The organism is Siphonobacter sp. SORGH_AS_1065, from assembly GCF_030818595.1.
Classification (GTDB): Bacteria; Bacteroidota; Bacteroidia; order Cytophagales; family Spirosomataceae; genus Siphonobacter.
In genome coordinates, this window is record NZ_JAUTAM010000004.1 from 102,753 (window position 1) to 126,302 (window position 23,550).

At 45.2% G+C, this 23,550-nt stretch carries 16 protein-coding genes; 4 read left to right on the plus strand and 12 right to left on the minus strand.

All coding sequences use genetic code 11. The annotated features are described in order from the left end of the window. Positions 1–520 precede the first annotated feature (520 nt). Together QE390_RS01315 and QE390_RS01320 are read left to right on the plus strand one after the other, a co-directional pair. On the plus strand, positions 521–829 hold the full coding sequence (locus QE390_RS01315; protein WP_307140788.1) for a hypothetical protein: 309 nt from the start codon (positions 521–523) through the stop codon (positions 827–829). Between the two features lie 107 nt (positions 830–936). Then, positions 937–2,058 carry a Gfo/Idh/MocA family protein gene (locus tag QE390_RS01320; protein WP_307140789.1) on the plus strand — a complete coding sequence of 374 codons (1,122 nt, stop codon included), beginning with the start codon at positions 937–939 and terminating at the stop codon, positions 2,056–2,058. Positions 2,059–2,249: 191 nt separating this feature from the next. On the opposite strand, the gene pafA is transcribed toward QE390_RS01320, so the two are convergent. Both pafA and arfB read right to left on the minus strand, forming a co-directional pair. Further along, positions 2,250–3,902, minus strand: a complete 1,653-nt coding sequence (gene pafA / locus QE390_RS01325; RefSeq protein ID WP_307140790.1) for an alkaline phosphatase PafA — start codon at positions 3,900–3,902, stop codon at positions 2,250–2,252. 36 nt (positions 3,903–3,938) lie between these two features. Further along, entirely contained in the window at positions 3,939–4,340 is a 402-nt protein-coding gene (gene arfB, locus QE390_RS01330; RefSeq protein WP_106635677.1) for an alternative ribosome rescue aminoacyl-tRNA hydrolase ArfB, read from the minus strand. Positions 4,341–4,498: 158 nt separating this feature from the next. Between arfB and dinB the strand changes: the two genes are divergently transcribed. Then, a complete protein-coding gene (gene dinB / locus QE390_RS01335; RefSeq protein WP_307143526.1) occupies positions 4,499–5,575 on the plus strand; it encodes a DNA polymerase IV in 1,077 nt (358 codons plus the stop codon). Between the two features lie 618 nt (positions 5,576–6,193). Here the strand turns inward: dinB and QE390_RS01340 are convergent. From QE390_RS01340 to QE390_RS01360, 5 genes are all read right to left on the minus strand, one after another. Continuing rightward, a complete protein-coding gene (locus QE390_RS01340) occupies positions 6,194–9,334 on the minus strand; it encodes an efflux RND transporter permease subunit (protein ID WP_307140791.1) in 3,141 nt (1,046 codons plus the stop codon). A 179-nt stretch (positions 9,335–9,513) separates the two neighbouring features. After that, entirely contained in the window at positions 9,514–10,563 is a 1,050-nt protein-coding gene (locus tag QE390_RS01345) for an efflux RND transporter periplasmic adaptor subunit (RefSeq protein WP_307140792.1), read from the minus strand. A gap of 12 nt (positions 10,564–10,575) precedes the next feature. Continuing rightward, the gene (locus QE390_RS01350) at positions 10,576–11,889 is read right to left on the minus strand and encodes a TolC family protein (RefSeq protein WP_307140793.1); all 1,314 of its coding nucleotides are present in this window, start codon (positions 11,887–11,889) and stop codon (positions 10,576–10,578) included. Positions 11,890–11,992: 103 nt separating this feature from the next. After that, on the minus strand, positions 11,993–12,604 hold the full coding sequence (locus QE390_RS01355; RefSeq protein WP_106635674.1) for a TetR/AcrR family transcriptional regulator: 612 nt from the start codon (positions 12,602–12,604) through the stop codon (positions 11,993–11,995). A gap of 150 nt (positions 12,605–12,754) precedes the next feature. Continuing rightward, entirely contained in the window at positions 12,755–13,516 is a 762-nt protein-coding gene (locus QE390_RS01360) for a type III pantothenate kinase (protein WP_106635673.1), read from the minus strand. 141 nt (positions 13,517–13,657) lie between these two features. On the opposite strand from QE390_RS01360, the gene QE390_RS01365 reads away from it, so the two are divergent. Further along, positions 13,658–15,385: a glycoside hydrolase family 9 protein gene (locus QE390_RS01365; protein WP_307140794.1), complete on the plus strand. Its 1,728-nt coding sequence runs from the start codon at positions 13,658–13,660 to the stop codon at positions 15,383–15,385. A 112-nt stretch (positions 15,386–15,497) separates the two neighbouring features. Here the strand turns inward: QE390_RS01365 and nadE are convergent, their stop codons facing one another. The 5 genes from nadE to QE390_RS01390 all read right to left on the minus strand — a co-directional run bounded on the left by nadE (position 15,498) and on the right by QE390_RS01390 (position 22,590). Next, positions 15,498–17,516, minus strand: a complete 2,019-nt coding sequence (gene nadE / locus QE390_RS01370) for an NAD(+) synthase (RefSeq protein WP_307140795.1) — start codon at positions 17,514–17,516, stop codon at positions 15,498–15,500. Positions 17,517–17,637: 121 nt separating this feature from the next. After that, on the minus strand, positions 17,638–18,393 hold the full coding sequence (locus QE390_RS01375) for a hypothetical protein (RefSeq protein ID WP_307140796.1): 756 nt from the start codon (positions 18,391–18,393) through the stop codon (positions 17,638–17,640). A 416-nt stretch (positions 18,394–18,809) separates the two neighbouring features. Further along, positions 18,810–20,366: a DUF6794 domain-containing protein gene (locus QE390_RS01380; protein ID WP_307140797.1), complete on the minus strand. Its 1,557-nt coding sequence runs from the start codon at positions 20,364–20,366 to the stop codon at positions 18,810–18,812. Positions 20,367–20,960: 594 nt separating this feature from the next. Next, positions 20,961–21,599, minus strand: coding sequence for a cysteine hydrolase (locus QE390_RS01385; protein WP_307140798.1), 639 nt, complete (start codon positions 21,597–21,599; stop codon positions 20,961–20,963). An 88-nt stretch (positions 21,600–21,687) separates the two neighbouring features. After that, a complete protein-coding gene (locus QE390_RS01390) occupies positions 21,688–22,590 on the minus strand; it encodes an ROK family protein (RefSeq protein WP_307140799.1) in 903 nt (300 codons plus the stop codon). Between the last annotated feature and the right edge of the window lie 960 nt (positions 22,591–23,550).

Below are 23,550 nucleotides of genomic sequence, written 5' to 3' on the forward strand. Positions count from 1 at the left end.
TCATGTTAAACCCCTCCGGAGTTATGATTCCCTTTTCCAAACCTCTTCCCATCCGCCATGGTTGGTGTCCTCACCAACCACTAGGCTTCCTACTTAATGGCTGGTGAGGATACACAGCCAAGGCGGGAGATTGGCGTATGGGCCCCTCCAACGTTTATCCCGGGCATAGGGAACCCCGGATTGTCATCCGGGTCCATCCAGACCGGGACTATTCATGTTAAACCCCTCCGGAGTTATGATTCCCTTTTCCAAACCTCTTCCCATCCGCCATGGTTGGTGTCCTCACCAACCACTAGGCTTCCTACTTAATGGCTGGTGAGGATACACAGCCAAGGCGGGAGATTGGCGTATGGGCCCCTCCAACGTTTATCCCGGACATAGGGAACCCCGGATTGTCATCCGGGTCCATCCAGACCGGGACTATTCATGTTAAACCCCTCCGGAGTTATGATTCCCTTTTCCAAACCTCTTCCCATCCGCCATGGTTGGTGTCCTCACCAACCACTAGGCTTCCTACTTAATGGCTGGTGAGGATACACAGCCAAGGCGGGAGATTGGCGTATGGGCCCCTCCAACGTTTATCCCGGACATAGGGAACCCCGGATTGTCATCCGGGGCTATTGATATTGAACCCCTCCGGGGTTATGATTCCTTTTCCAAACCTTTCCCCTACCTTTACCGGTTTTTCCTTCCCAAACCCCAAACCCCAAACCCCAAACCCCAAACCCCAAACCCCAAACCCCAAACCCCAAACCCCAAACCCCAAACCCCAAACCCCAAACCCCAAACCCCAAACCCCAAACCCCAAACCGTAGCCAAGCTGGAATAGGATTTTCGACGAATGCGTAGAAGTATATCAGGGAGAAATGATCATTTTTGAATCAGGGCAATGGTCCTGGTCATTTGCTAGTTCTACCTCAAACCCAATTCTATAATATGCAATCACGTCGCGACTTTCTACAGAAACTGACGGCCTCCGCCGCTGCCTTGTCCTTTACATCTTACGCCGCTGCCGCCGCTCCCTCTGTTTTGCGTGAATCACAACCCTATGATGGACCTGTGTTACGGGTTGCCATTATGGGTCTGGGTGGTTATGGCAGCCGTGTAGCCGAAGCCATGCAATCAAGTAAAATGGCGAAGCTGGTGGGAGTCATCAGCGGTACTCCTTCGAAGATCAAAGACTGGCAGGCTAAGTACAATATTCCCGAAAAGAACTGCTATAACTACGACAATTTCGATCAGATCAAGAATAATGCTGACATCGACGCGGTGTATGTAATTACCCCAAACGCCCTGCACCGGGACCAGGTTATTCGGGTAGCGAAAGCGGGGAAACATGCAATTACTGAAAAACCCATGGGCCTCAACGCTAAGGAATGTCAGGATATGATCGATGCCTGTAAAAAGGCGAACGTGAAGTTACTAGTAGGCTATCGCCTGCATTTTGAACCCTTTACCCTAGAAGTCGTTCGTATGCGAAAAGACGGAGAACTGGGTAAGGTTAATTTCTTTCAGGGCTTATCGGGTTTCAAAATCGGCGATCCGAGCCAATGGCGTTTGAATAAGCAACTCGCGGGGGGCGGTTCGATGATGGACATTGGTATTTATGCCATCAATGGTTCACGATACATGCTGGGCGAAGATCCCATTTGGGTAACGGCTCAGGAAACGAAGACGGATCCGCAGAAATTTAAAGAAGGGGTTGACGAGACCATTACTTTCCAGTTAGGTTTTCCCAGCGGAGCCGTTGCTTCCTGTCTTTCCAGTTATAATATTAATTTTCTCGATCGTTTCTTTTTATCGGGGGATAAAGGCTTCGCTGAATTAAGTCCTGCCACGGGTTATGGTCCCCTGAAAGGGCGAACCAATAAAGGCGAGATCAATCAGCCCGTCGTAACCCATCAAACGGTACAGATGGATGAAATGGCAGCGATTATCCTTCAGAATAAAAAACCAGTGATTCCGGTAGACGGCGAAGAAGGGATGAAAGATTTAAAAATCATTGATGCGATTTATGAATCGATAAAAACCGGGAAACAGATCGCCCTGAAATTGTAATTCGTTCCTTTATCAAATAAAAAACGTAGAGACGCGACTTTATCGCGTCTGGCTGGGAAATGGAAATAATTTCGGCATAACAAAACTGCCTCTTACCCAGACGCGATAAAGTCGCGTCTCTACATTATGCTACGAAAAATGCCCGGTTTGTGCCGGGCATTTTTCGTAAACTGAAAACGGTCAACCGAAAACTACTTGATTTGTCCAACCATATCCAGTATGGGCTTGCCCACACAACCGCTTGGTTCCAAAATATCAAGTAAATACGAAACTGTTGCCGCAATATCAGCTACGTAGGTAGAAGCCCCCGTGCGTCCGTGAGGGATTTTCCAACCGTAAAACAGACAAGGCACGTGTGAATCGTAGTTATAAAGCGTTCCGTGACCCGTTCCGGCCTTGGTGTAGCCATCCTGCCAGCCGGGTTCTGAGACTAACATAAAGTCCCCACCGCGACGGGGATGGTAGCCATTTTTAACGAAATAGGCCTGATTATCATTCATGGAAACAGCCTCTAGTGAATGAAGATTCACAAAGTTGGCTACTCCTTTCATCTGTACAATGGAATCGCGTAACACTGGGTACACGTCTGAGTACGTCAGTTTTTTAGCCTTCATTACTTCAGGATTCAGGTATAACTGATAGTTACCGTAATACTGAATCCAGTCTGCCTCACCATATGCCTGGTTCAGCACGTTTCTGGCTTTCAACGTTACTTTATCCAATGAACCTGCTGCAATGTGGTGTTCGTTCGAGAAGCCCCAAACGTCTGCAACACCGTGGTCAGCGGAAAGGAAAACGAGTACGTTTTCTTTCCCTACCCAGCTATCGAGGAAGGTTAAAAGTTCTTCAATGTCTTTATCCAGACGCAAGTAAGTGTCTTCCGTTTCGATGGAGTTAGGGCCGAAACTGTGACCGACGTAATCCGTTGAAGAGAAACTAACCGCCAGGAAATCCGTTACATTGCCTTTGCCTAATTTCTCGTTTTTCAGAGCTTCCAGAGCAAAATCTTTCGTAATGCTGTTACCGAAGGGCGTTTTACGGAAGTTCTCATAGAATCCCTGGAAGGTTCCGCCTACTTCGTGGGGAAACACGGGTTTCTTTTCGCCGGGAATAGGCTGCTCGTAAGGCATATCATCGGCAGTACTTTCCGTGTATTGCTCAATGGGTAATAAGGTTGTCCAGGGCTTTTCCAGGTACTTGTTCGCCAGTTTTTTAGCGTTGAAGTCCTTCACCCATTTCGGTACATCTTTCATGTAAAAGGTACTGGTAATGAAGCTTCCATCGCGGGAATCGAACCAATACGCTCCATCTGCCGTGTGACCCGCCGGAATGATTGCCCCCCGGTCTTTCTGAGAAACACCGATGACTTTGGATTTAAAATTCGTCGCGATCTTCAACTGATCGGTAATGGTGCTGGCTAATACATTCCGGGGAGACATCCGCCCCGCAGGCGATGGGTTATTACCCGCTGTTACTACCGTCGTATCTTCCGTACAATAAATATCGCGGCCCAGGCTCCGGTCAAACCATTCATTGCCCACAATCCCGTGAATGGCCGGAACCGAACCCGTATAAATGGAGGTGTGACCGGGGGCCGTGATCGTCGGCATGTAGTTGTAATGCGTATAGGCACAGTTGAAACCTTCGCCTAATAATCGCTTGAAACCGCCTTTTCCGTATTTTTCTGAATAGCGAAACAGGAAATCATAACGCATCTGATCGACTACGATCCCTACCACCAGCTTGGGGCGGTCGGGCATGGTTCGCTGGACGCTCTTCTTGGTTTGTGCCACTAACAAGAGGGGACTTAGCAGCAACAGAAAACTAAGTTTGAAAGAATGCATGTGGAAATCGTTTGGGACAAAAATAAAAGGTAACGTTTAGTCTTCCCAGTTTTTGCGACTACGGGATGCTTTTCGCTCGGAAGCTACTCGCTTGGTTTGTAATCTTTCCAGGGTTGAAGCCTTGGTAGGTTTGGTTGCTTTCCGAACGCGGGGTTCTTCAAAAGCCTTGGTTAATACTGCATATAACTTCTTCACTGCCAATTCTTTATTCTTCATCTGGCTCCTCGACTCTTGTGAAGTAACTACCAGATCACCTTCGGTGGTTAGCTGACTTTTCAGGCGTTGCTGAATCTTCTGCTTCTGCTCTTCGTTAAGAATTTGTGAAGCTGGAATATTGAGACGAACTTCCACTTTACTTTCAACCTTATTGACATTCTGACCACCCGGCCCCGAGGATCGGCTCGTCTGGAATTGTAGCTCAGAGGATAAATCAAACATATAGTGTTGTGAGTTTGGGGTTCAGAGTTTAGGGTTAAAGTTCAATTGAATAAGCTTTACTCTCATCACCTGTTATAATAAATAGGTAATGTCTCGCATTTTTAACTCAAAACACAAAACTCTAAACCCAAAACTCCAACTCCAAAGTTACACACTGAATTTTGGCAACATTTAGGAAAATCATACATATTGATATGGACGCCTTCTATGCCAGCGTCGAACAGCGGGATAATCCAGACCTTCAGGGGAAACCGCTAGCCGTAGGTGGGAGTCGCGAACGGGGCGTGGTGGCAGCCGCCAGCTACGAAGCCCGGAAATTCGGGGTTCGTTCGGCGATGGCTTCGGTAACGGCCATTCGGAAATGTCCGCAGCTCATTTTCGTCCGTCCCCGGTTTGAGGTCTATAAAGCCGTTTCCCGGGAAATTCGGGATATTTTCGCCCAATATACTCCCTTAATTGAGCCGCTTTCCCTGGACGAAGCGTATCTGGATGTCACTGAAAATCTGAAAGGTATTGAAACCGCTACGCAGGTTGCGGAAGAAATCAAGGCTCAGATCAAGGCAGAAACCGGACTGACAGCCTCGGCGGGCGTTTCTTTCAATAAGTTTCTGGCCAAAATTGCCTCGGATTACCGCAAACCTGACGGGCTCTTCATTATTAAACCCAGTCAGGCTGAAAAGTTTGTGGAAACGCTGGAGGTAAAGGACTTCCACGGCATTGGTAAAGTAACTGCCGAGAAGATGCACAAAATGGGCATTTTTACCGGAGGTGATTTAAAACTTCAGTCGCAGGAATTTCTGGTGAAACATTTCGGGAAAGCGGGACGCTGGTATTACCAGATTGCCCGTGGACAGGATGATCGCCCGGTAAATCCGGATCGCATTCGTAAATCCATTGGAGCCGAAGAAACCTTTTCGAGCGATCTGGAAGATCTGGAATTATTACTGAACGAACTCTGGCCGATTACGGAGGAAGTCTGGCGACGGGCCGAACGGGCTCATGCGTACGGAAAGACGGTCACATTGAAAGTGAAATTCGGCGATTTTGAGCAGATTACCCGCAGCCGAACGAGCCTCCAGCCCATTACTGAGCAATCGTTTTACGAACGAATTGTCAAGGATTTATTCGACAGCATTTTTCCTTTACGCATGGGGATTCGCCTCATGGGGGTTACACTTTCTAATCTGGAAGGGGCTGACGAATGGGAAGGACGGCAGTTGACGTTCAATTTCTAGAATGGCTGAATTACTACGTAGAGACGTCCATTTATGGCGTCTGGGTAGAGGCAGTTAGGGTTACTTTAGGGATTATAAATCCCTAACAGAGGGCTTTCGGATTACAAATCCGAAAGAGCGTAGGAACTTGGGGTAAATGTTGGGTTACACCAATCTCCTGCCCTGGCTGGTGTCTCCACCAGCCCTTACTAAAAGCCTAGTGGTTGGTGAGGGCACCAACCAGGGCGGAATCTGGAAGGGGCTGACGAATGGGAAGGACGACAGTTGACGTTCAATTTCTAGAATGGCTGAATTACTGCGTAGAGACGTCCATTTATGGCGTCTGGGTAGAGGCAGTTTTCGGTTCCCTTTTGTATAATTTTCGTTCCCCGGCAGAGACGGTTTCGGGTTACCTTTCACATGATTTTCATTCTCCGGCTGAGACGCGATAAATCGACGTCTCTACGTTTGAAAGAAAAATCACTGTAGAAACTTCGATTCATAACATCTAGGTAAAGGCGATTTTGGGTTACCATCCCTGTGATTTTCATTCCCCGGCTGAGACGCGATCAATCGACGTCTCTACGATAAAAATAAAAGGGTGCCTTTCTTACGAAAGACACCCTTCGTTTTCAGGGCTTATACGGGAACGGACTCTACTTCTATTACTGCTTTCTTCTTCTTCTTACTTCCCCACTTTTCCTGCACCCGATCTACCAGATAATAAATCATGGGAACCAGGAAAACGGTAAGGATCATGGAACTGGTTAATCCACCAATTAATACCCAGGCCAGGGAGTTTTTCCATTCTGAACCGGCACCGGCAGCCAGAGCGATGGGTAACATCCCAATGACCATGGCGATGGTGGTCATTAAAATGGGTCGCAGCCGTTCCTCTCCTGCGTGAATAATGGCCTCTTTATAAGACATCCCCTGAGCTTTAAGCTGGTTGGCGAAATCGACAATCAAAATGGCATTTTTCATGACCAGACCCATCAGCATTAACATCCCTAACATAGCGAAGATACTCATGTTGGAAGAGGACAAAGCCAGAGCGATTAAGGCTCCGATAATGGCCACGGGAATGGAGAATAATACAACCAGCGGGTAAATGAAACTGTCGTACAGTAATACCATGATGAAGTACACCAGAATCAACGCGGCACCCATCGCCAGACCCAGCGAACCGAACCCTTCGCTCTGGTTTTTGGCGTCGCCGCCCCAGGTTAAGGTTACGTTGGCAGGTAATGGATTTTTCGCCAGATCTTCATTAATGGTGTTAATCAGCGTTCCAGAACCGACGCCCAGGGTATTACCCGTTACCGTTACCGACGTCCGACGGTTTTTACGTTCGAGCAACGAAGGGCCATTTCCCAAACGAACATCCGCAAACTCAGCCAGCCGCACCGGACGATTCGCGATAGGGCTAAAGAACGTAATGTTTTTCACGGCTTCGGGATTCTTCCGATCAAAGGCATCGAGCATAATCCGAATGTCATAATCTTCGGAACCGTCCCGGTATTTGGAATCATCATTACCCGCAAAGGCATTTTGCAACAGTCCGCCTACGGTTTGAATATTCAGCCCCAGCTTCGCCATTTTCTCACGATCAATCTGCACCTGAACTTCGGGGTTACCCGCCTCTACCGACACTTTTACGTCGTTCGATCCAGGAATTTTCTTCAGACGATCCGCCAAACCCTGAGCCGTTTTCATCAGCTCATCCAGATTATCCCCACTCAGAATCATCATAATGGGCGATTCGCCCGTAGCTACCATTCCGATGACCGATGAGGTAAACTCCAACCCGGGGAATTTTTTCATTAACTCTTTTCGAACCGCAATCATGTAATTTTCGGTCGATAAATGATCGGGACGATCCTCTACGGGTCCCAGTTCAATCGTCAACTCCGTCCGGTTACTTTCGCCTTGCCCGGTACTGGCCATGCCCGTACTCGCACCCGCTACGTTCGCGAAAATCGTCTCTACTTCGGGCTTCTTCCGCAGGTAATCTTCAATGCTGCGAGCCGTCAGGTTATTCTGCTCCAGCGAAGCACTTTTATCGAGCTTCATGGTTAACAAAAATTTACCCTGATCGCCCTGAGCCACAAATTCCTGACCTATGATACCCAGTCCCATTACCCAGCCCGTAGCCACGAAAAGGGCAATCAGAATTCCGGTAAAAGCAATTTTATGTCCAATCACCCAAACCAGAGCATTATGGTACCAGTTGGACAGACCCGTTAGTCCCCGTTCAAACCATAACAGAAAGGCGTGAAAAGGATTTTTCGGATTCAGATGTTCCAGTTTTGATATCCGTGAAGTCAGGTAAGGCGTCAGGGTAAAACTCACCAGCAAACTGATCAGCGTAGAGAAGGCTACCGTTAAGGAGAATTGGCGTAGTAAGTCGGCAATGACGGAGTTAACCATCGTAATCGGTACGAATACCACCACAATTACCAGTGTCAAAGCCACAGCGGCGAAGCCAATTTCTTTTACCCCGTCGAGGGTAGCCTGCCAGCGGTTTTTACCCATTTCCAAATGTCGCTGAATGTTTTCCAGCACAACAATCGAGTCATCGACGAGGATACCGATTACCAGCGAAAGAGCCAGCAGCGTCATCAGGTTCAGGGAATAACCCATTACACCCATGAACAGGAAGGCAGACACCAGCGAAGCCGGAACCGATACCATCACGATAATGGCATTTCGGAAACTATGCAGGAACAATAGCATTACCGCCGCCACCAGCACAACGGCCAGAATCAAGTCGTGCGTTACGGCTTCAACCGATTCGAGTGTGAAAATGCTGCTGTCATAGGCAATCGTAAAATGGACTTTATCTTTCTCATTTTCTTTTTCAATGGTCGCTAAACGTTCCTGGATCAGTTGGCTGATTTCTACGGCATTCGCATCCGATTGTTTTTTAATGAACAAGCCAATTCCGTTCTGACCGTTAAAGCGGCTGATGCTTTCGGTATCGGCTAATCCATCTTCTACCGTCGCCACGTCACGCACCCGGATGGGGCTACCCGTTTGTGAAGTCGAAATCACCAGATCACGGATGTCGTCAAGTGAGGAGAATTTACCGGCCAGTTTCAGCGTAATCTGCTCCGAAGAGCTTTTTACCTTACCCGTCGGAAATTCCATGTTCGCCTGATTAATGGCCTGTGTTACCTGCAAGAGCGACAATCCGTAATAATTCAGTTTGTCGTCATTCACGTTTACCCGTACTTCCCGTTTGTCACCCCCAACCATGGTAATTTCAGCCACGCCGGGCACCTGTTGCATAATGGGCAAATACCGATCTTCAACCTGCTGATAAAACACTTCGTTGGGCAGATTCGAGGTTGCCAGTAACTGCATAATGGGCTGATCGCTCGGGGAAATTTTGGATAAGGAAGGCGTTTCCACGTCGTCGGGAAGGTCGCTCACCATGTTATTAATCTTCCGCTGCGTTTCGTCAAGGGCATTGTCAATGTCCGTTCCGGCTTTAAATTCCACGATAACCAGCGAGGCATTTTCAAGTGACTTCGTGGTAATGTTATCGATGTTGTCCAGTCCGGATACGGCATCTTCAATCTTCTTACTTACCTCCGACTCCACCTCCGAAGGAGCCGCACCGGGGTAAATCGTCGTGATGGTTACGACCGGCACCGAAAACTCGGGCATCAGCTCGTAACTCAGCAGCCGATAAGAGGCGATCCCTCCCAGCGTGAGTATCGCAAAAAGTACGATAATCATCGAGGGCCGCTTAATGATGGTCTCTATGAAATTCATTGCTATGCTGTTTATTAGGAAGTTACTCTGGTCGTTTGAGACATTAGATTCCGTTTGATCAGGTTTGAGTCACAGGAGAGGCCCTTAAAAACAGATCGGTTGAAGGGAACGGACGATCTCACCAAACTAACGCTGAAAACTGTCTAGATATTAATGCTCAAACCAAAGCTTCTTCTGCTTTATTGGGCCACCACGGGGGTTCCATTCTGAAGGTTGATTTGTCCACTCACCACGACTTGTTCACCCGCCTGGATGCCGCTGGTAATCTCGTAGTAATCGTTTGTGGTCGCTCCGATTTTCACGTCGCGTAACACAGCTTTACCATCCTCTACCACGTAAACCTGAGCCTGTTTCGTCGAACCGACAATGGCCTGACGAGGCACGGACAGAGTCTGTCCTTTTAATTCACTCGTATTGGCAATGCTGCCGTACATGCCCGCCCGTAACTGGTGAGCAGCCGTGTTTAATACGGTAATTTCGACAGGGTAGTTATGAGCGGCATCGCCCTGGGCACCGATTAACGATACCCGCCCCTTGAAATCAATGTCGGGATAAACCTCGGTTTTTACCGAAATCATTTGGCCCATTTTGAACTGATTCACAGCTTTTTCAGGCACCTGAACGACCAGTTTCAGCGAAGAAATGTCGGTTACTTTGGCCAGCGGCGTTCCGGGAGAAACCACCGAACCCTTTTCTACCATTTTAGTAGTAACGATTCCTGAGAAAGGAGCCGTAATGGTGGTTTGGGAAAGCTGTTTCTGTAATTGCTTGATCTGAGCCTGCGTCGAACGAATGTTGAGCTGCGTTTTCTCGATATTCACAGCGGGCGTGGCATCTCCTTTAACCAGAGCTTCGTACCGTTTCAGGTCATTCTGGTAACCCTCGATGCTGATCTGCAAGGCTTCAATCTGGAAACGTAACTGATCGTCGTCGATCTTGGCTACCAGTTTTCCAGCTCCTACCATCTGCCCTTCAACGATGGGTAACTGAACGATTTCACCCCCCGCCTGCGGACGAATTTCGATTTCGCGATTGGCCGCAAACGAACCTAAAAACTGAGATTCCTGCGAAAGATCACGAACTTCAGCCTTAGCCGTCCGAACGCCTACTTTCAGGTTTACTTCGGGTTTATATACTTTAGCGGCAACTTTTTCCTTGTTGTCGAGCAACTTATAGCCCGTCAGACCAATAGTGGCTGCCAGACCGATAGCTACGAAAATGCGTTTCATATAAAAGTGGATCTATTGGGTGATGAGATTACCAGTGGCTTTTTTCCAGTCGAGTTCAGCCGTCCGGAGTTTTACTAATGAGGTAAGGAAATTATTCTGAGCTTCGCGGAGGGCATTTTCCGTTTGAATGAGGTTACTGATGTCAATCGTTCCTTCCTTGAACTGAAGCTGCGTTTGTTCGTATACTTTCTGAGCCAGTTTGACCTGTTCTTCGGACGTTTTCAGGTTCTGGTTCTGCACCGACATTTGGGTTCGGGCATTGGTAATATCCATCGAAATGGATTCTTTCGTTTTTTGAAGGTTGAGCGACAATTGTTGTCCTTCGAGCTGCTTCTGGGAAAGCTTGTGACGACGAGTATACCCATCGAAAATATTCCAGTTGATTTGCAGACCCAGCCAGTACGCCGGAATGCCCTTCAGATACGACTGGTCACCGCCAATGGCAAAAACGCTGTGATTGGCTACCCCATAGGCCGAAACCGTAGGTAAGAATCCGGCTTTAATGTTCTTCTGTTCCAGCGTATTCGCAAATTGCTGGCGATCCAGCAGTAATAATTCCGTCCGGTTCAGGCCACTTTCCTGCGAGGTAGGCACTACCACGGTTGATTCCTGAATGGTATTATTAATGGTCAGTTCGTCCTGTTGAGGAATACCCGCCAGAAACTTCAGCAGGCTTACCAATTTTATGTAATCAGCCTTTAAAGACTCGATTTGCGTTTGCATGGACACTTTATTTAACCGCAGACGATCTACGTCAATGCCCTTTCCTAACTGATTCTGAAACTGTAAGTCGGTAATGCGAATGGAGCGATCGAGGGCTTCGATGTTCCCTTCTAGAAACTTCACCTGCTGGGCCAGCGTCTGGGCATTGTAATAGGAAACAGCCACGTTATAGGCAATGTCTTCCTTGGTGCGACGAATCTGCAACTCGGATACTTCGCGACCCACTTTCGCCGCTTTCAGTCCAATCATAATTCCGGGATTATAAATCACCTGATTGGCCTGAACGGTGCTCCCGAGGTTCCAGGGTAAGCCAAAAGCTGCCGCCGAATAAGCACCTTCCGGGCCACCAAAGGCGGATAAGGGGATGACCTGAGCGGGAATCTTGATATAGTATTTATAGTCTCCGGCAAAGTTCACCTGCGGCAAAGCCGATGATTTCACTTCTTTGATTCGGGACTCCGTGATCTGTTGTTCAAGCTGACTTGAGCGAACATCCAGATTATGCGTAAGTGCTTTTTCGGTAAGTTCTTCCAGCGATAATTGCTGGGCAAAAACCCCGCTTGTCAGCAAACTCAGGCAAAGCAACAGGGGAAGGCGTAACATTGGATTATTTGATTAAAATAGATAATTTAAACGTTTGTTTAAATCAAGAGTAAAAGAAAAGCCCATTGTTTCCAAAGGGCTCATTCGGTTGAATAAGAGGCCTTTATTCGATGAATAAATACTTTAACAACATTTCTTTAATAATTTTCTTTTGCTCCAGTGCGTGCTTGTTAAATTCTGCTTCATTCATCTGGAATAAATGCATGGTAAGCTCACGCCCGGCGAAAATCTGTTGAATTAGTCCAAAAATCAGAGGGAATATCGTATCGGGAGAAATGTCGATGATTAATCCTTTCTTTACTTCCTCTTCAAATTGCAGGATAAACCCCTGCTCCATAGCTCCACAGTTAATACCAATTTTATCAGCAAATCCCTGCGGATTCCGTCGGCATTCGTTCATGAGGAAGATGGCCTGATTTGGATTTTGGCCGTGTACTTCAAACATGTGGTCAAGCAATTCTACCAGTTTTTCCTTTACACCAATAGGCTTGTCCAGAATAGCCTGCACGCTTTTGAGGGCTTCCTTGAGCAACGACTCATAGACCAGCCAGAATAACTTTTCCTTACTTCTGAAGTAATAGTTTGTTAAAGCCGTATTGATCTGAGCAGCTTCGGCTATATCTCGAATCGTCGTACCGTCAAACCCCTTTTCAAGAAAGATTCGCTGAGCAGCTTCCTTGATCTTCTCTTCCGTATCAACTGGGTGGCTTGTCATATGCTGATGCAAATAAATAATACTTGTGTAGAATTAACAAAGAATTTTAAACACATGTTTAAAATACATATTTAAATAAAACTTTATGCTTGAATACTGCAATTCACGAGGTATAAATTCAAGCCATAACCCATTATCTGTAATCGAATTTCATCGCTGAATTAAATCACCCACGATCCGCAGGCCGTTGAGGGTGAGATTAATATCTACTTCTTCAAAAAGTTCGTGCAAGGGTTTTAATACAGAAGAGAGCCCTCCTGTAGCTAATACTTTACAAGGCCCTACTTCTTTCTGAATTTGCAATAACTGCTCTTTCACCAAACCCACATACCCCCAGAGAATCCCGGCCTGAATGGCGTGAACGGTATTTTTACCAATCGCTGACGCTGGCATTTCCAGCGGCACTTCGGGTAACTGAGCCGTATTTGAAAATAACGAACGAAGAGCCGTTTTAATACCGGGCACAATGTTAACGCCCACAATTCGGGCATTGGAAACCACGGTAAACGTGAGAGCGGTTCCAAAATCAACCACAATGCAATTCTGCTGATACGTATACCAGGCATACACGGCATTGGCCACCAGATCCGTCCCAATTTCACGGGGGCTGGCCAGTTCTATTCCCAAATGAGGGTAAATTTCAGGCCCCAGTACGTAAGGCTCTAAGACAAAAAGTTCTTTTACCAGCGAACGAATCAAAGCCGTTTCTCCCGGAACAACACTGCTAATACCGACTCGATTTATATCACTGATTTTCAGATCATTCTCCAGAAAAAGCATCCGTAATCGGGCTTCATAATCTGCGGGCCGCGTACTGTAATGAGTCGGAATCCGGAACTGATGAAGCCAGTTCTGGTTTGTATAAATTCCAAAAACGATGTCAGTATTACCGACGTCAATGGCAAGAAACATGAGAAGTAAATAAGTGGAAACTAGCAAAAAAAGAATTGCTGTTCATTTTCGTCAATCAAAGCTACTACCCTTTCCCGAAAATACCGCTTTATCCCACTCCCAACCCGTAACTTGCCATCAGAACCGTCCTTTAAATCTATTATGAAGCGTCTATTTTTTCTTTTCGTATTCTTCTGTAGTTACTCAGGTTTTGCCCAGTCTGCCTCAGAATCCATCCAACTGAATCAGGTCGGATTTTATCCTAATGCCCTAAAGAGAGCCGTCATCATGAAAGGTTCTTCTTTTGTCATTGTGTCAGGAAAGGATACGGTGTTTCGGGGAAAAACGGAAGCTGCCCGCATTAATCCTTACTCTAAAAAAGAAAGTCATCTTGCGGACTTCTCGGCTTTCAAAAAACCGGGTACTTATCAGCTCGTTGTACCCGAAATTGGAGCTTCCTATCCTTTCAAAATTCAGCCGAATGTTCATCTCCCCATCGCTAAGGCTGGTATAAAAATGTTCTATTACAACCGAGTATCAACGGCATTAAGTAAGCCTTTTGCGGGAAAATGGGCTCGCCCAGCGGGACATTCGGATGCAAAAGTGATCGTTCATCCATCAGCAGCTTCGAAAGAACGCCCGGCAGGAACGGTCATTTCCTCCCCCGGCGGCTGGTATGATGCCGGAGATTATAACAAGTATATCGTTAACTCCGGTATTACCGTCGGAACGCTGCTTTCACTCTACGAAGATTACCCCGCTTACGTAAGAAAGTTAGTGATTGATATTCCCGAAAAAACGAATGCTATTCCTGATTTGCTGGATGAAGTTTTAGTTAACCTTCGCTGGATGTTAACCATGCAGGATCCTCACGACGGTGGCGTGTATCATAAACTAACCAATGCCAAATTCGACGGCATGATCATGCCGCACGAAGCCAAAACCGTTCGTTATGTTGTGCAGAAAAGTACGGCAGCTACATTGGACTTTGCAGCAGTTATGGCTCAGGCCGCCCGGGTTTTCAAGCCTTTTTCAAGGGAGTTACCGGGCCTTACAGATTCGTGTCGGGTCAGGGCTGTGCAGGCCTGGATTTGGGCGAAGGAACATCCGAAAGTGTTATACGAGCAGGAAGAGATTAATAGGAATTTTGACCCGGATGTTAGTACGGGTACCTATGGCGACCGTCAGGTTAGCGATGAATGGATCTGGGCTTCCGCAGAATTATACGCCCTAACGAAAGACAAACAATATCGCCTGGCCTGGATTCCAGAGCCAAACGCTCCCCTGCCTTCCTGGAATCAGGTTCGAACATTAGGGTATTATACGTTAACCCGCCTGCAAACTCAGTTACCCGAAGCTGCTCAAACTGAAGTTAACGGGATTCGAAACTTATTACTCAAAGCCGCTGACGATCTGATTGCAAACTATTCATCGGGGGATTACGCAACGGTGATGGGACAAACGGCGAAGGATTTTAGCTGGGGAAGTAGTTCAGTGGCCGCTAACCAGGGCATTGCCTTACTACACGCCTACCGCCTGCGTCCGAAAAAAGAATACCTGGAAGGGGCTTTATCGAATCTGGATTATCTACTAGGCCGAAACGCGACGGGTTATTGCTTCCTGACCGGAGCTGGGTCCAAATCCCCCCTCCATCCCCACCATCGGCTTTCTGAAGCGGATGGCGTACCGGAACCCGTTCCGGGAATGCTCTCGGGTGGGCCTAATCCGGGGCAGCAGGATAAGTGCCCCACCTATCCCAACCAACTTCCGAATGAGTCTTTTACCGATGAGGTCTGCTCTTATGCTTCCAATGAAATTGCCATTAACTGGAACGCTCCATTTGTGTATCTCGCCGTAGCAATGGAGGCATTGCAGGGGAAATCCCACTAATTTTCGACCCTAGCGGGGTTTTATATTTGAAATAAACATCTTTAAAGACAACGAGCCCCGGTTTAAACCGGGGCTCGTTGTCTTTAAAGATGTTGAATAATCAGGGAAACGATTAGTTACCAAATCCAATCCTTCGGCGACCCGCAGGAGCATTGGCTTCTTCTCGCAATTCAGCCAGTTCTTTTTCAAACCCGCCCGATAAGATCGGAAAGCGTAACCAGGTTCTGGGGTCCAGATTTCGGTCATCAATGTGGAAACTCGGAGCATACCGTTCGCGTTTCCATTGATTTCGGCTCCATAACCGGAAAAAGCGTTCGGTCCAGCCTGCTAGCTCTTCACGGGTATAAACGCCTTCAAAATCCAGCTCCAGTTTTTTCAATACTTCTTTGGGTGCCTGTTTGTCGCGGAAGCCGTAGGTTTCAATCGCATTCAATACTTCATAGGGCATCAAATCGGCTTCATCGGTTTGCTTGCGATCAGCGGGGCGGAGTTCAGCCGTAGGTTGAAGGTTATTCATAGCATTCAACCCTAGTACTCTCAGCGTTCCGCCCAAGCCCACCTTTTCAAGCCATAGTAACCATTTCCGCAAATAGGTTTTATCGATTCCGGCCAGTGGAGAGATACTACCTGCCGTGTCTCCATCCATCGTAGCATAGCCTACCGAAGCTTCCGAACGATTGGACGTGGAAAGTAACAGACAGTTATAAACGTTGGTTAACAACCAGGCACTTGGAGCCCTCACCCGAGCCTGAATGTTTTGCAGAGCGATGTCGTCCGTGTCCCAGCTTAACTTCCGTTCAAGTCCTTCTTCGATCAGACCTTTGTAGGTTTCCACCAGCCCGTTAATATTTACATCGAAAAACCGGGCATTGATATCTTCGGCCAGTGAGGTCGCGGAATGTTTCGTTTCCTTCGACGAGTTTTCCGTTCCCTGCCAGATGCAGTATAATAATTCGTGAACGATCTCTTTGGTCGTGGTTGCGTCCTGAATTTTAGTGATGTATCCCAGCCGCTCTTTGAATTTATCCAGCCCAATGCTTTCAATCCCCAGCTCCACCATCAGATAGACCAGAGCGGCACAGGCCGAAGAATCGGCTCCCCCCGACAGCGAAACGACGAAGCCCTGCGAGCGGCTCTTCCGCAGGTAATCAAACAAAGCCAGTGAAACAGCCCGGGCAAATTCTTCTTCTTTCTGATAGCCCTTGGCCTCCCAGTCCTCCAGCAAATACTGGTTACGAGCCGGACGAATATCAGGCCACTGGAAAGGAACGGAAACGGTTAAAGCATCGCCCGCTTTACTGAAAATCGCCCGATTCTGCGTTTGTTCCAGCCGACCTTTCTCCAGATCAACCGTGGCCGTTACCATGTAATGATCCGTATAGCTAAAGCGGGTTCCCGAAGCCAGCATTTCGCCCGACTGGGCAATCATCGCATCGCCGTCGTAAATGGCCCGGCCCGCTTCGTTACCTAACAGGTTCGTATACACATACACGCACCCAAAAGAACGACTGCCATCCTGCACGAAGCGTTCCCGCGTTTGGCTTTTGAAGAAGCTGAAATGACTAGCCGAAGGATTCAGAATGATATCCACGCCGCGAGCGTACAATTCCCGACCGGGACGATTGGCGATCCAGGCATCTTCACAGATTTCAAAACCAATTTTAACACCCGCCACTTCGAAAAGTAAATCACCAACGGGATAATCGATTCCATTGATTTTTACGTTCGTTCGTTCGCCCGAAGCCCAGGCATGAAACCACCGGGTTTCGTAATGAATGCCATTATTAGCCAGATTTTTCTTCAGAGCAAAACCCCGAATCTGCCGATTCACAATGAAACAGGAAGCGTTATAAACTTTATTGTTCAGCATGAGCGGCATACCTACGGAAACGGCCAGATCCGATGTATAAGGCACAATTTCATCGAGCATGCTAAGGGCTGTTTCCGCAACGTAGGGAGCGTAAAACATATCCTCACAGCCGTAGCCACTCAGACACAATTCAGGTAAGCAAAGAAGAGTAACATCCTGATTCCTAGCCTCGTCGATGCAAGTCAGAATGTTGGCAAGATTTCCTTTCCAATCGAGAGGAGTGGTATTAACAACGCCAGCGGCCAGTTTTATTAGCTTCATACCCAATGTTTTAAGAAAATGGCATCCCCTCGAAAGGGATGCCACTTATGTCACCATATTCGAGTTCCTAAAAAGTTAAACCAGGAAAGCGAATATACGGGTGTCTGCTAAAAAACGGTGGTTAATTCAAAATCTCCGCCAATTTGTCCAGATCATCCGAACCGATGTAGTCCAGACCGAGGCGTTGGAGCGTCTGATAGGCCAGAACCGTATTGGGTGTTCCCCAAATCCGGGTTTTCTGATTGTTCTGGTGAGCTTGCGTGACGAAGGTTTTGATTTTATTTTCCACTTCCGTGGATAAGGGCGTAGTACCGTCCCAACCGGATGAGCTAAATTCCTTGAAATCAGCACTAATTAATGGAACGCGAGCTCGGTTTTCAGCCGAATAGGTAATATTCCGACGACCATCGAAACACAGGATTTTATCGTATGTATTAAAATCCTCGGGCTTAGGCATATTTCCACTCAGCACGAAGTCCACTTTCTGCAACTCCATTTTGTGGTCCTTGAGCATTTTCTGCAACAAATCAATGGCCTCCGCATCTTTCAGATCAATCAGTACCTGAACTTTATGATGACCAGGATACGGATACCCTTCATGCTGACGCAGATTAACCAGCAAAGGCAGCAGATACATTTTCCGGAATGTCCGTTCAGGCTTGATGTCTTCCCGGTTATGAGCCACCATTAACTCGCCATTCTGTACGTAAACATCGGCTTCGATGGAGCCAAAGCCCAGCGAATAAGCTTTTTCAAAGGGTTTTTGCTGTTCGTAGTCGTTGTGCGAATGGGCTGCGGGACGGAATTTGAAATTGGTTTGAGCAAAAACCAGGTTGCTTCCCAGAGCAAAAAGAAAAGTAATCCAGTGGCGTTTCATAATTGGGCAATAGTTGACGGATTACAAAGGAAAGGGTTTCTGCGTATTCCTTATCTTTTATCTATTATCATATTATAAAATCTTGAGAAAAAGGGTCGGTATACCGTTTGACGTTCAAGAAGAGTGAGGATATCTAAAGCGTTCGTCCGTGACGCCTAACGTTGGAAATGCGAACGAACGGGGCTAATGGGATCTAATGACAGGTAGGAACCGGTCCTTTTGAAGAAATGGAATCTCGCACCAGCGTTATTAAGGGCTTACCCTGTTCTTGTTTGATCTCCCCTGATTAATGATGCCAGCGGAAAAGCTGGCATCGGAAACAGGAATGACTCGTTTGTTCTTTCGTTTTACTCGCTTATTGCTACCCTTACTCCGCATAGATGATATCCGCTTTCTCGCGGGCAGCAGAGTTTTTTCTATTTAGCTTCAAATTCCTTCCATTTATCATTTTGCCCGTTAAGCCAGTCATAATAATATTCAAGTATTATTGACGACATTGAATCGGGATGATCAATTCCTTTCTTTATTAGATATTGTTGAAGTCTAGAACCTCCCCAAAGTCCCCAATTATTCCTTAGCCAAGTCCCAAACCCATGATGGTATAAAATCGTCTCACTTCGGTCTTTTAGATTTTTAATTGCTTCTATATCTTTTGGTTTTAAAATTTTATTAAGCTCTAAAAAGCATTCTTCAATATTTTTAGGAATATAACGTCCATTAATAGAATCAGTAATAATTCGTTTTTTGTATACTTCCTTCTCTTTGACAATTTCTTGTCTCTTTTCTTTTTTTGCTTCTTTTTTATTTTTATTCATTAAAGCAATCCAGCCCTCAAATCTCCATTTTCCAACCTCTTGAGGTATTGAATTTATTGCAAATTTTTGGGATTCAATGAATGTTTTGATTTTGTCTTCGGGAAGTGCGTTATAGTTTTCAATTTTATCGAGAGCAGCATTACCATACTTATCAACAATAATTTGAACTTTAATAGAATATTTTTTCAATTCATATGAATCTTTTTTTTCTTCGGGAAAGACTACCATTCCCAGATTTCTAGCTAGACCCTTCTCGAATGTCAAGCCGCTTGAAAGATCTGGCAGACCATACAATGAAGATGTTTTAAACTTCTTTATATGCGATTGAGTAGGCCTTATTTCCTTAAACTTTTCTGGATCAATTTTTGTAAGTAACATTGAACTTAAATTTATTGTATTCAAGTCAATAGCAATTAGCTTAGATGTTTTGGTAAAAATATATAGCGTGTCATTATTTAAATATGTTGCCTTTTCAGTTAATTTCTTTTCGAAGTCAGATACATCTTCTTTAAATGTTATTTTTCTTTTGCCATTCTCCCAAAAAACTGTATCAATCGATTCTTTGTAAAACAAATAACAATCTTCGTTTTCAGAATTACAATCAATTAGGTCAGTCAACTGGAATTGTTTTACAGAGTGGCCATTTTTGTATATCTCAATACTTTTATTTTGGAATCCATCCCATTTAAATTCTCTATCTATTACGTAAGCAATGGTTTTCCCATTATTACTCAAGAATATTTCTCTTCTATTGTCTGATAGCTCAAAATGTCTATCAACTTCGTAAATTTTGGTTGAATCATAACTAAAAACAGATGTTATTCCTGTTGATGTTTGCTCAATATTATCAAAAGGAATAGTTTCTAAAAAGAATTTATTATTCTGTGATTTTATAGTGTGAATGTAACATATGGAATAAGTTGTCTGGGCAGTAACTTGTTTAAAAGTTATAAGCCACAAAAAAAGTGTTAATATTTTGTAAGGTGTTACCATTCTTAATACGGATGCTAACAAACAGGGATTAGTGAAGGCGGGACTTTGAAAACCGTCAGATAAAGTTAAGCCCAATTGTTGATAGAAGTATAAAGCTCCAAGTTTACACGTCACCCTACCTGGCGTAAAACCTGTGTTATAGGCATATTTTATTTCTTGCTTCATTCGTCCGTCCCCATAGCTTTTACATATTATATTCAACTCGTTAATTATCATTTTTTTTATTTTGGTCGAACACTTTTATTATCTTATTGTCAATTTTCCACTAAAATAATCAAATTTTGTATCGTGTTGATTGTAAGCAATTATCACTTTTCCTTCTTCGATATCAGCCGAGAGTATTTCAAGTCCCGCTTTAATAAATGTCGGCTAGTTCTGTAAATGTCTGTGCAGGTAAATCAAATAAACTTGGCCATGTCGATAAAAACAATTCGTCAATTTGAGTAAATTCAACAAAAAACTTATCGAAAGACTTGTTAATTTGTTCGGCTAAATACTTACAGTAAATAATCAAAGTCAGCAATTCCTTATCACAAGTCAATCCTGAAATTATCCCATCATGTGTAATTTAAAAAATATATCTTATGTCTTCGGTTTTTCTTCACAAATAGATTTTTTAGTTTAAAAATTTAGATTCCCGTGATTTGAAAGACTTAAATTTTTACAGCACTACCTAAATTATGTTACTTAGCTAAACTCAATACCTTTGAAGATCGTATCTAAACAAAAAACGACTCAGTTTCCTGAGTCGTTTTTTATTTATTCGTAAGCCTTACCTGCTAGTTCTATTTCGGTTCCGACCGAGGACAGAAACGCCTGATGCGTCATGGGTTGACTGAACATCGGGAAGTCTTTCGCCAGGGCATTATCGTACTCTTCCTGACTTAGCGTCGCACAACAATCGGTTAGCGTAATGACATTGTATCCTTTTTCATAAGCCGTCCGCATGGATGATTCTACGCAGCAGTTTGTCAAAAATCCGGCGAGTGCAATATTCTGAAAACCCCGGCTCCGCAGAATAAAATCAAGATTCGTGCTGGCAAAACCGCATAATCCCCGTTTGCCTTCAATCACGATATCTTCGGGATGTGGATGCAAATCTGAAACGATCTCCGCTCCCCAAGTACCTTTCTTGAATGCTCCGGCGTCTTTCACTCCCTTCAGAATTCCGTACGGATTCGGCGTTAATTCGTGGTAATCATCCGTAAAAGCAATGGGTACGTGTACGATCTGAATACCTGCTTCGCGAGCCTGCTTCACCAATTCAATCGTATTGGGTAACATCTGCGTTGAGTCCATTACGGCCTTTACGCCTCCGTGAAATACGCCACCTTCGGTTGTAAAATCGTTCTGAAATTCAATGAGGACGAGTGCCGTCCGTTCTGCTGAAAGTTGCATGGCTGTATTGGTTTAAAGATTCTATTGCTAGTTTCGTACGTAACCTTACCCTGTTAAAACTTTCCGATCCGGCGAATGGTTTCTGAAATTATAACAACGCAGCTCCAAACACACCCGCACTGTCTCCTAGCTCATTTTTCACGATTAGTAAGTCAGGTTTAGGCGTAAACACGTGCTTTCTGGCCCGCTCGACACCTTCGGTGTAAAGTAGATCAATGTTAGAAACCCCGCCACCAATCACAATGACATCAGGATCGAGCAGATTGGTAATGATTGAAATTGCTTTGCCAAACATGTTCAGCATTCGTTCTACCGTTGCCGTCGCTATAGGGTCCGAACCATCCTGGTAACGAGCCAGAATGTCGGGCATACTTAGAGACGAACCACTTTCTTCTTTATAAAAACGTTGCAGTGAAGGACCGGACAATACGGTTTCTACGCAACCATGATTACCACAGTAACAGGGACCACCGGAGTTATCCAGAAAGATATGCCCCCATTCGCCACCAATGCCCTGACGACCACCCCATACTTTGCCATTGATAACCACGCCTCCGCCGACGCCAGTACCTATGATAATTCCAAAAACCACCTGTGGATTCTCATGCACTTTCGGAGCAGCTCCTAAAACGGCTTCTGCCAGAGCAAAACAGTTCGCATCGTTGGCAATCATGCAGGGAATACCCAGAAGAGCTTCCAGGTCTTTTTGCATGGGCTGGTCATTCATTACCACGGTATTACACCCACGCATGGTTTGTGTAACCGGATCAAGCGTTCCGGGGGTAGCGAAACCAATCTTTTGCGGACCTTCACCCAGCTCTTCCGTAACCATTTTCACCAGTTTTTCAATCTGGCTGAGAATATGTTTATAGCCTTTATCTGCTTCGGTAGGAACGCGGCGGCGAACCCGCACATTAGTAATATTGTTGGCGTCTAATACAGCACACTCAATTTTCGTCCCGCCTAAGTCAATGCCCCAAAGATTATTCACTTGTAATGTAAAGTTTAGTTATGCTGCCACGAATAAAATGGCTTTTCGCTGGGCTAGCAAGTTTAAAAGAGTAAAGTAGTCATTACCCCTAAAAATAAATCGGCAGAGCCTGCCTGAAGCAGGTTCTGCCGATGCATACTATTTCTAAATAGGAAATTTTCTAAAGAAATGCCGAACGAGTATCAGTGAATCTGGCTAAAAGAGAACACCGTGAATAACAAGCCAATAATCAAAATAACAGCGATCAAATAATCCGTTGGGGCTAATGATTTAGACTGTACTGGAGTTTTCATAATCTTGGGTTATGTTTTTTGTGAAGGCTGAAATACTAACGTTTCATTTGGGCTGTATGATATTGCAAAAGTACAATTTTACTACCACCTTGTCAATTCCGGTTAATAAGTTACTGATCGCTTGTATAAACGAATTTTAGGTAGTTAGGGTTTTGTAAAAATTGATTTTTATTTCATCATACATCAATAATACAGTCAAATATTGATAAAAAATACCATATATCAATATGTATAATGAAATTATACCTACTTATTCTTTAGATATTTATATTATTTTTTCTAGGGAGTCATAGAGATAATTCGATGATCTACTTTAAAATAGCGGCTGAGTTTTAAGAGGGAAAGTGAATAAAATGCTAAAACCAGAACGAATTAATAACAAAAAATAACGGCACCGAAGTGCCGTGTATTCAAATAGGTTATGATTCTTCTTTTGTGAGGCAAGTAGGACAAGTAATAATTATGCAATTTTACCTTCTTTTTATACCAAAATGTAATTATTTTTTACCTCAACTTCCTGCAATATTAACTATAAGTTGATAAAAACCTCCACTCTACCGAAACTAAGCCTTTTCTGTGTCATTTATGCTTGTCGGCTACTCAAACTGTCATTATGACACCTTTATACTTTTGGAACAGCCTTTGCCTTTCTTCGGGCATCTATTCA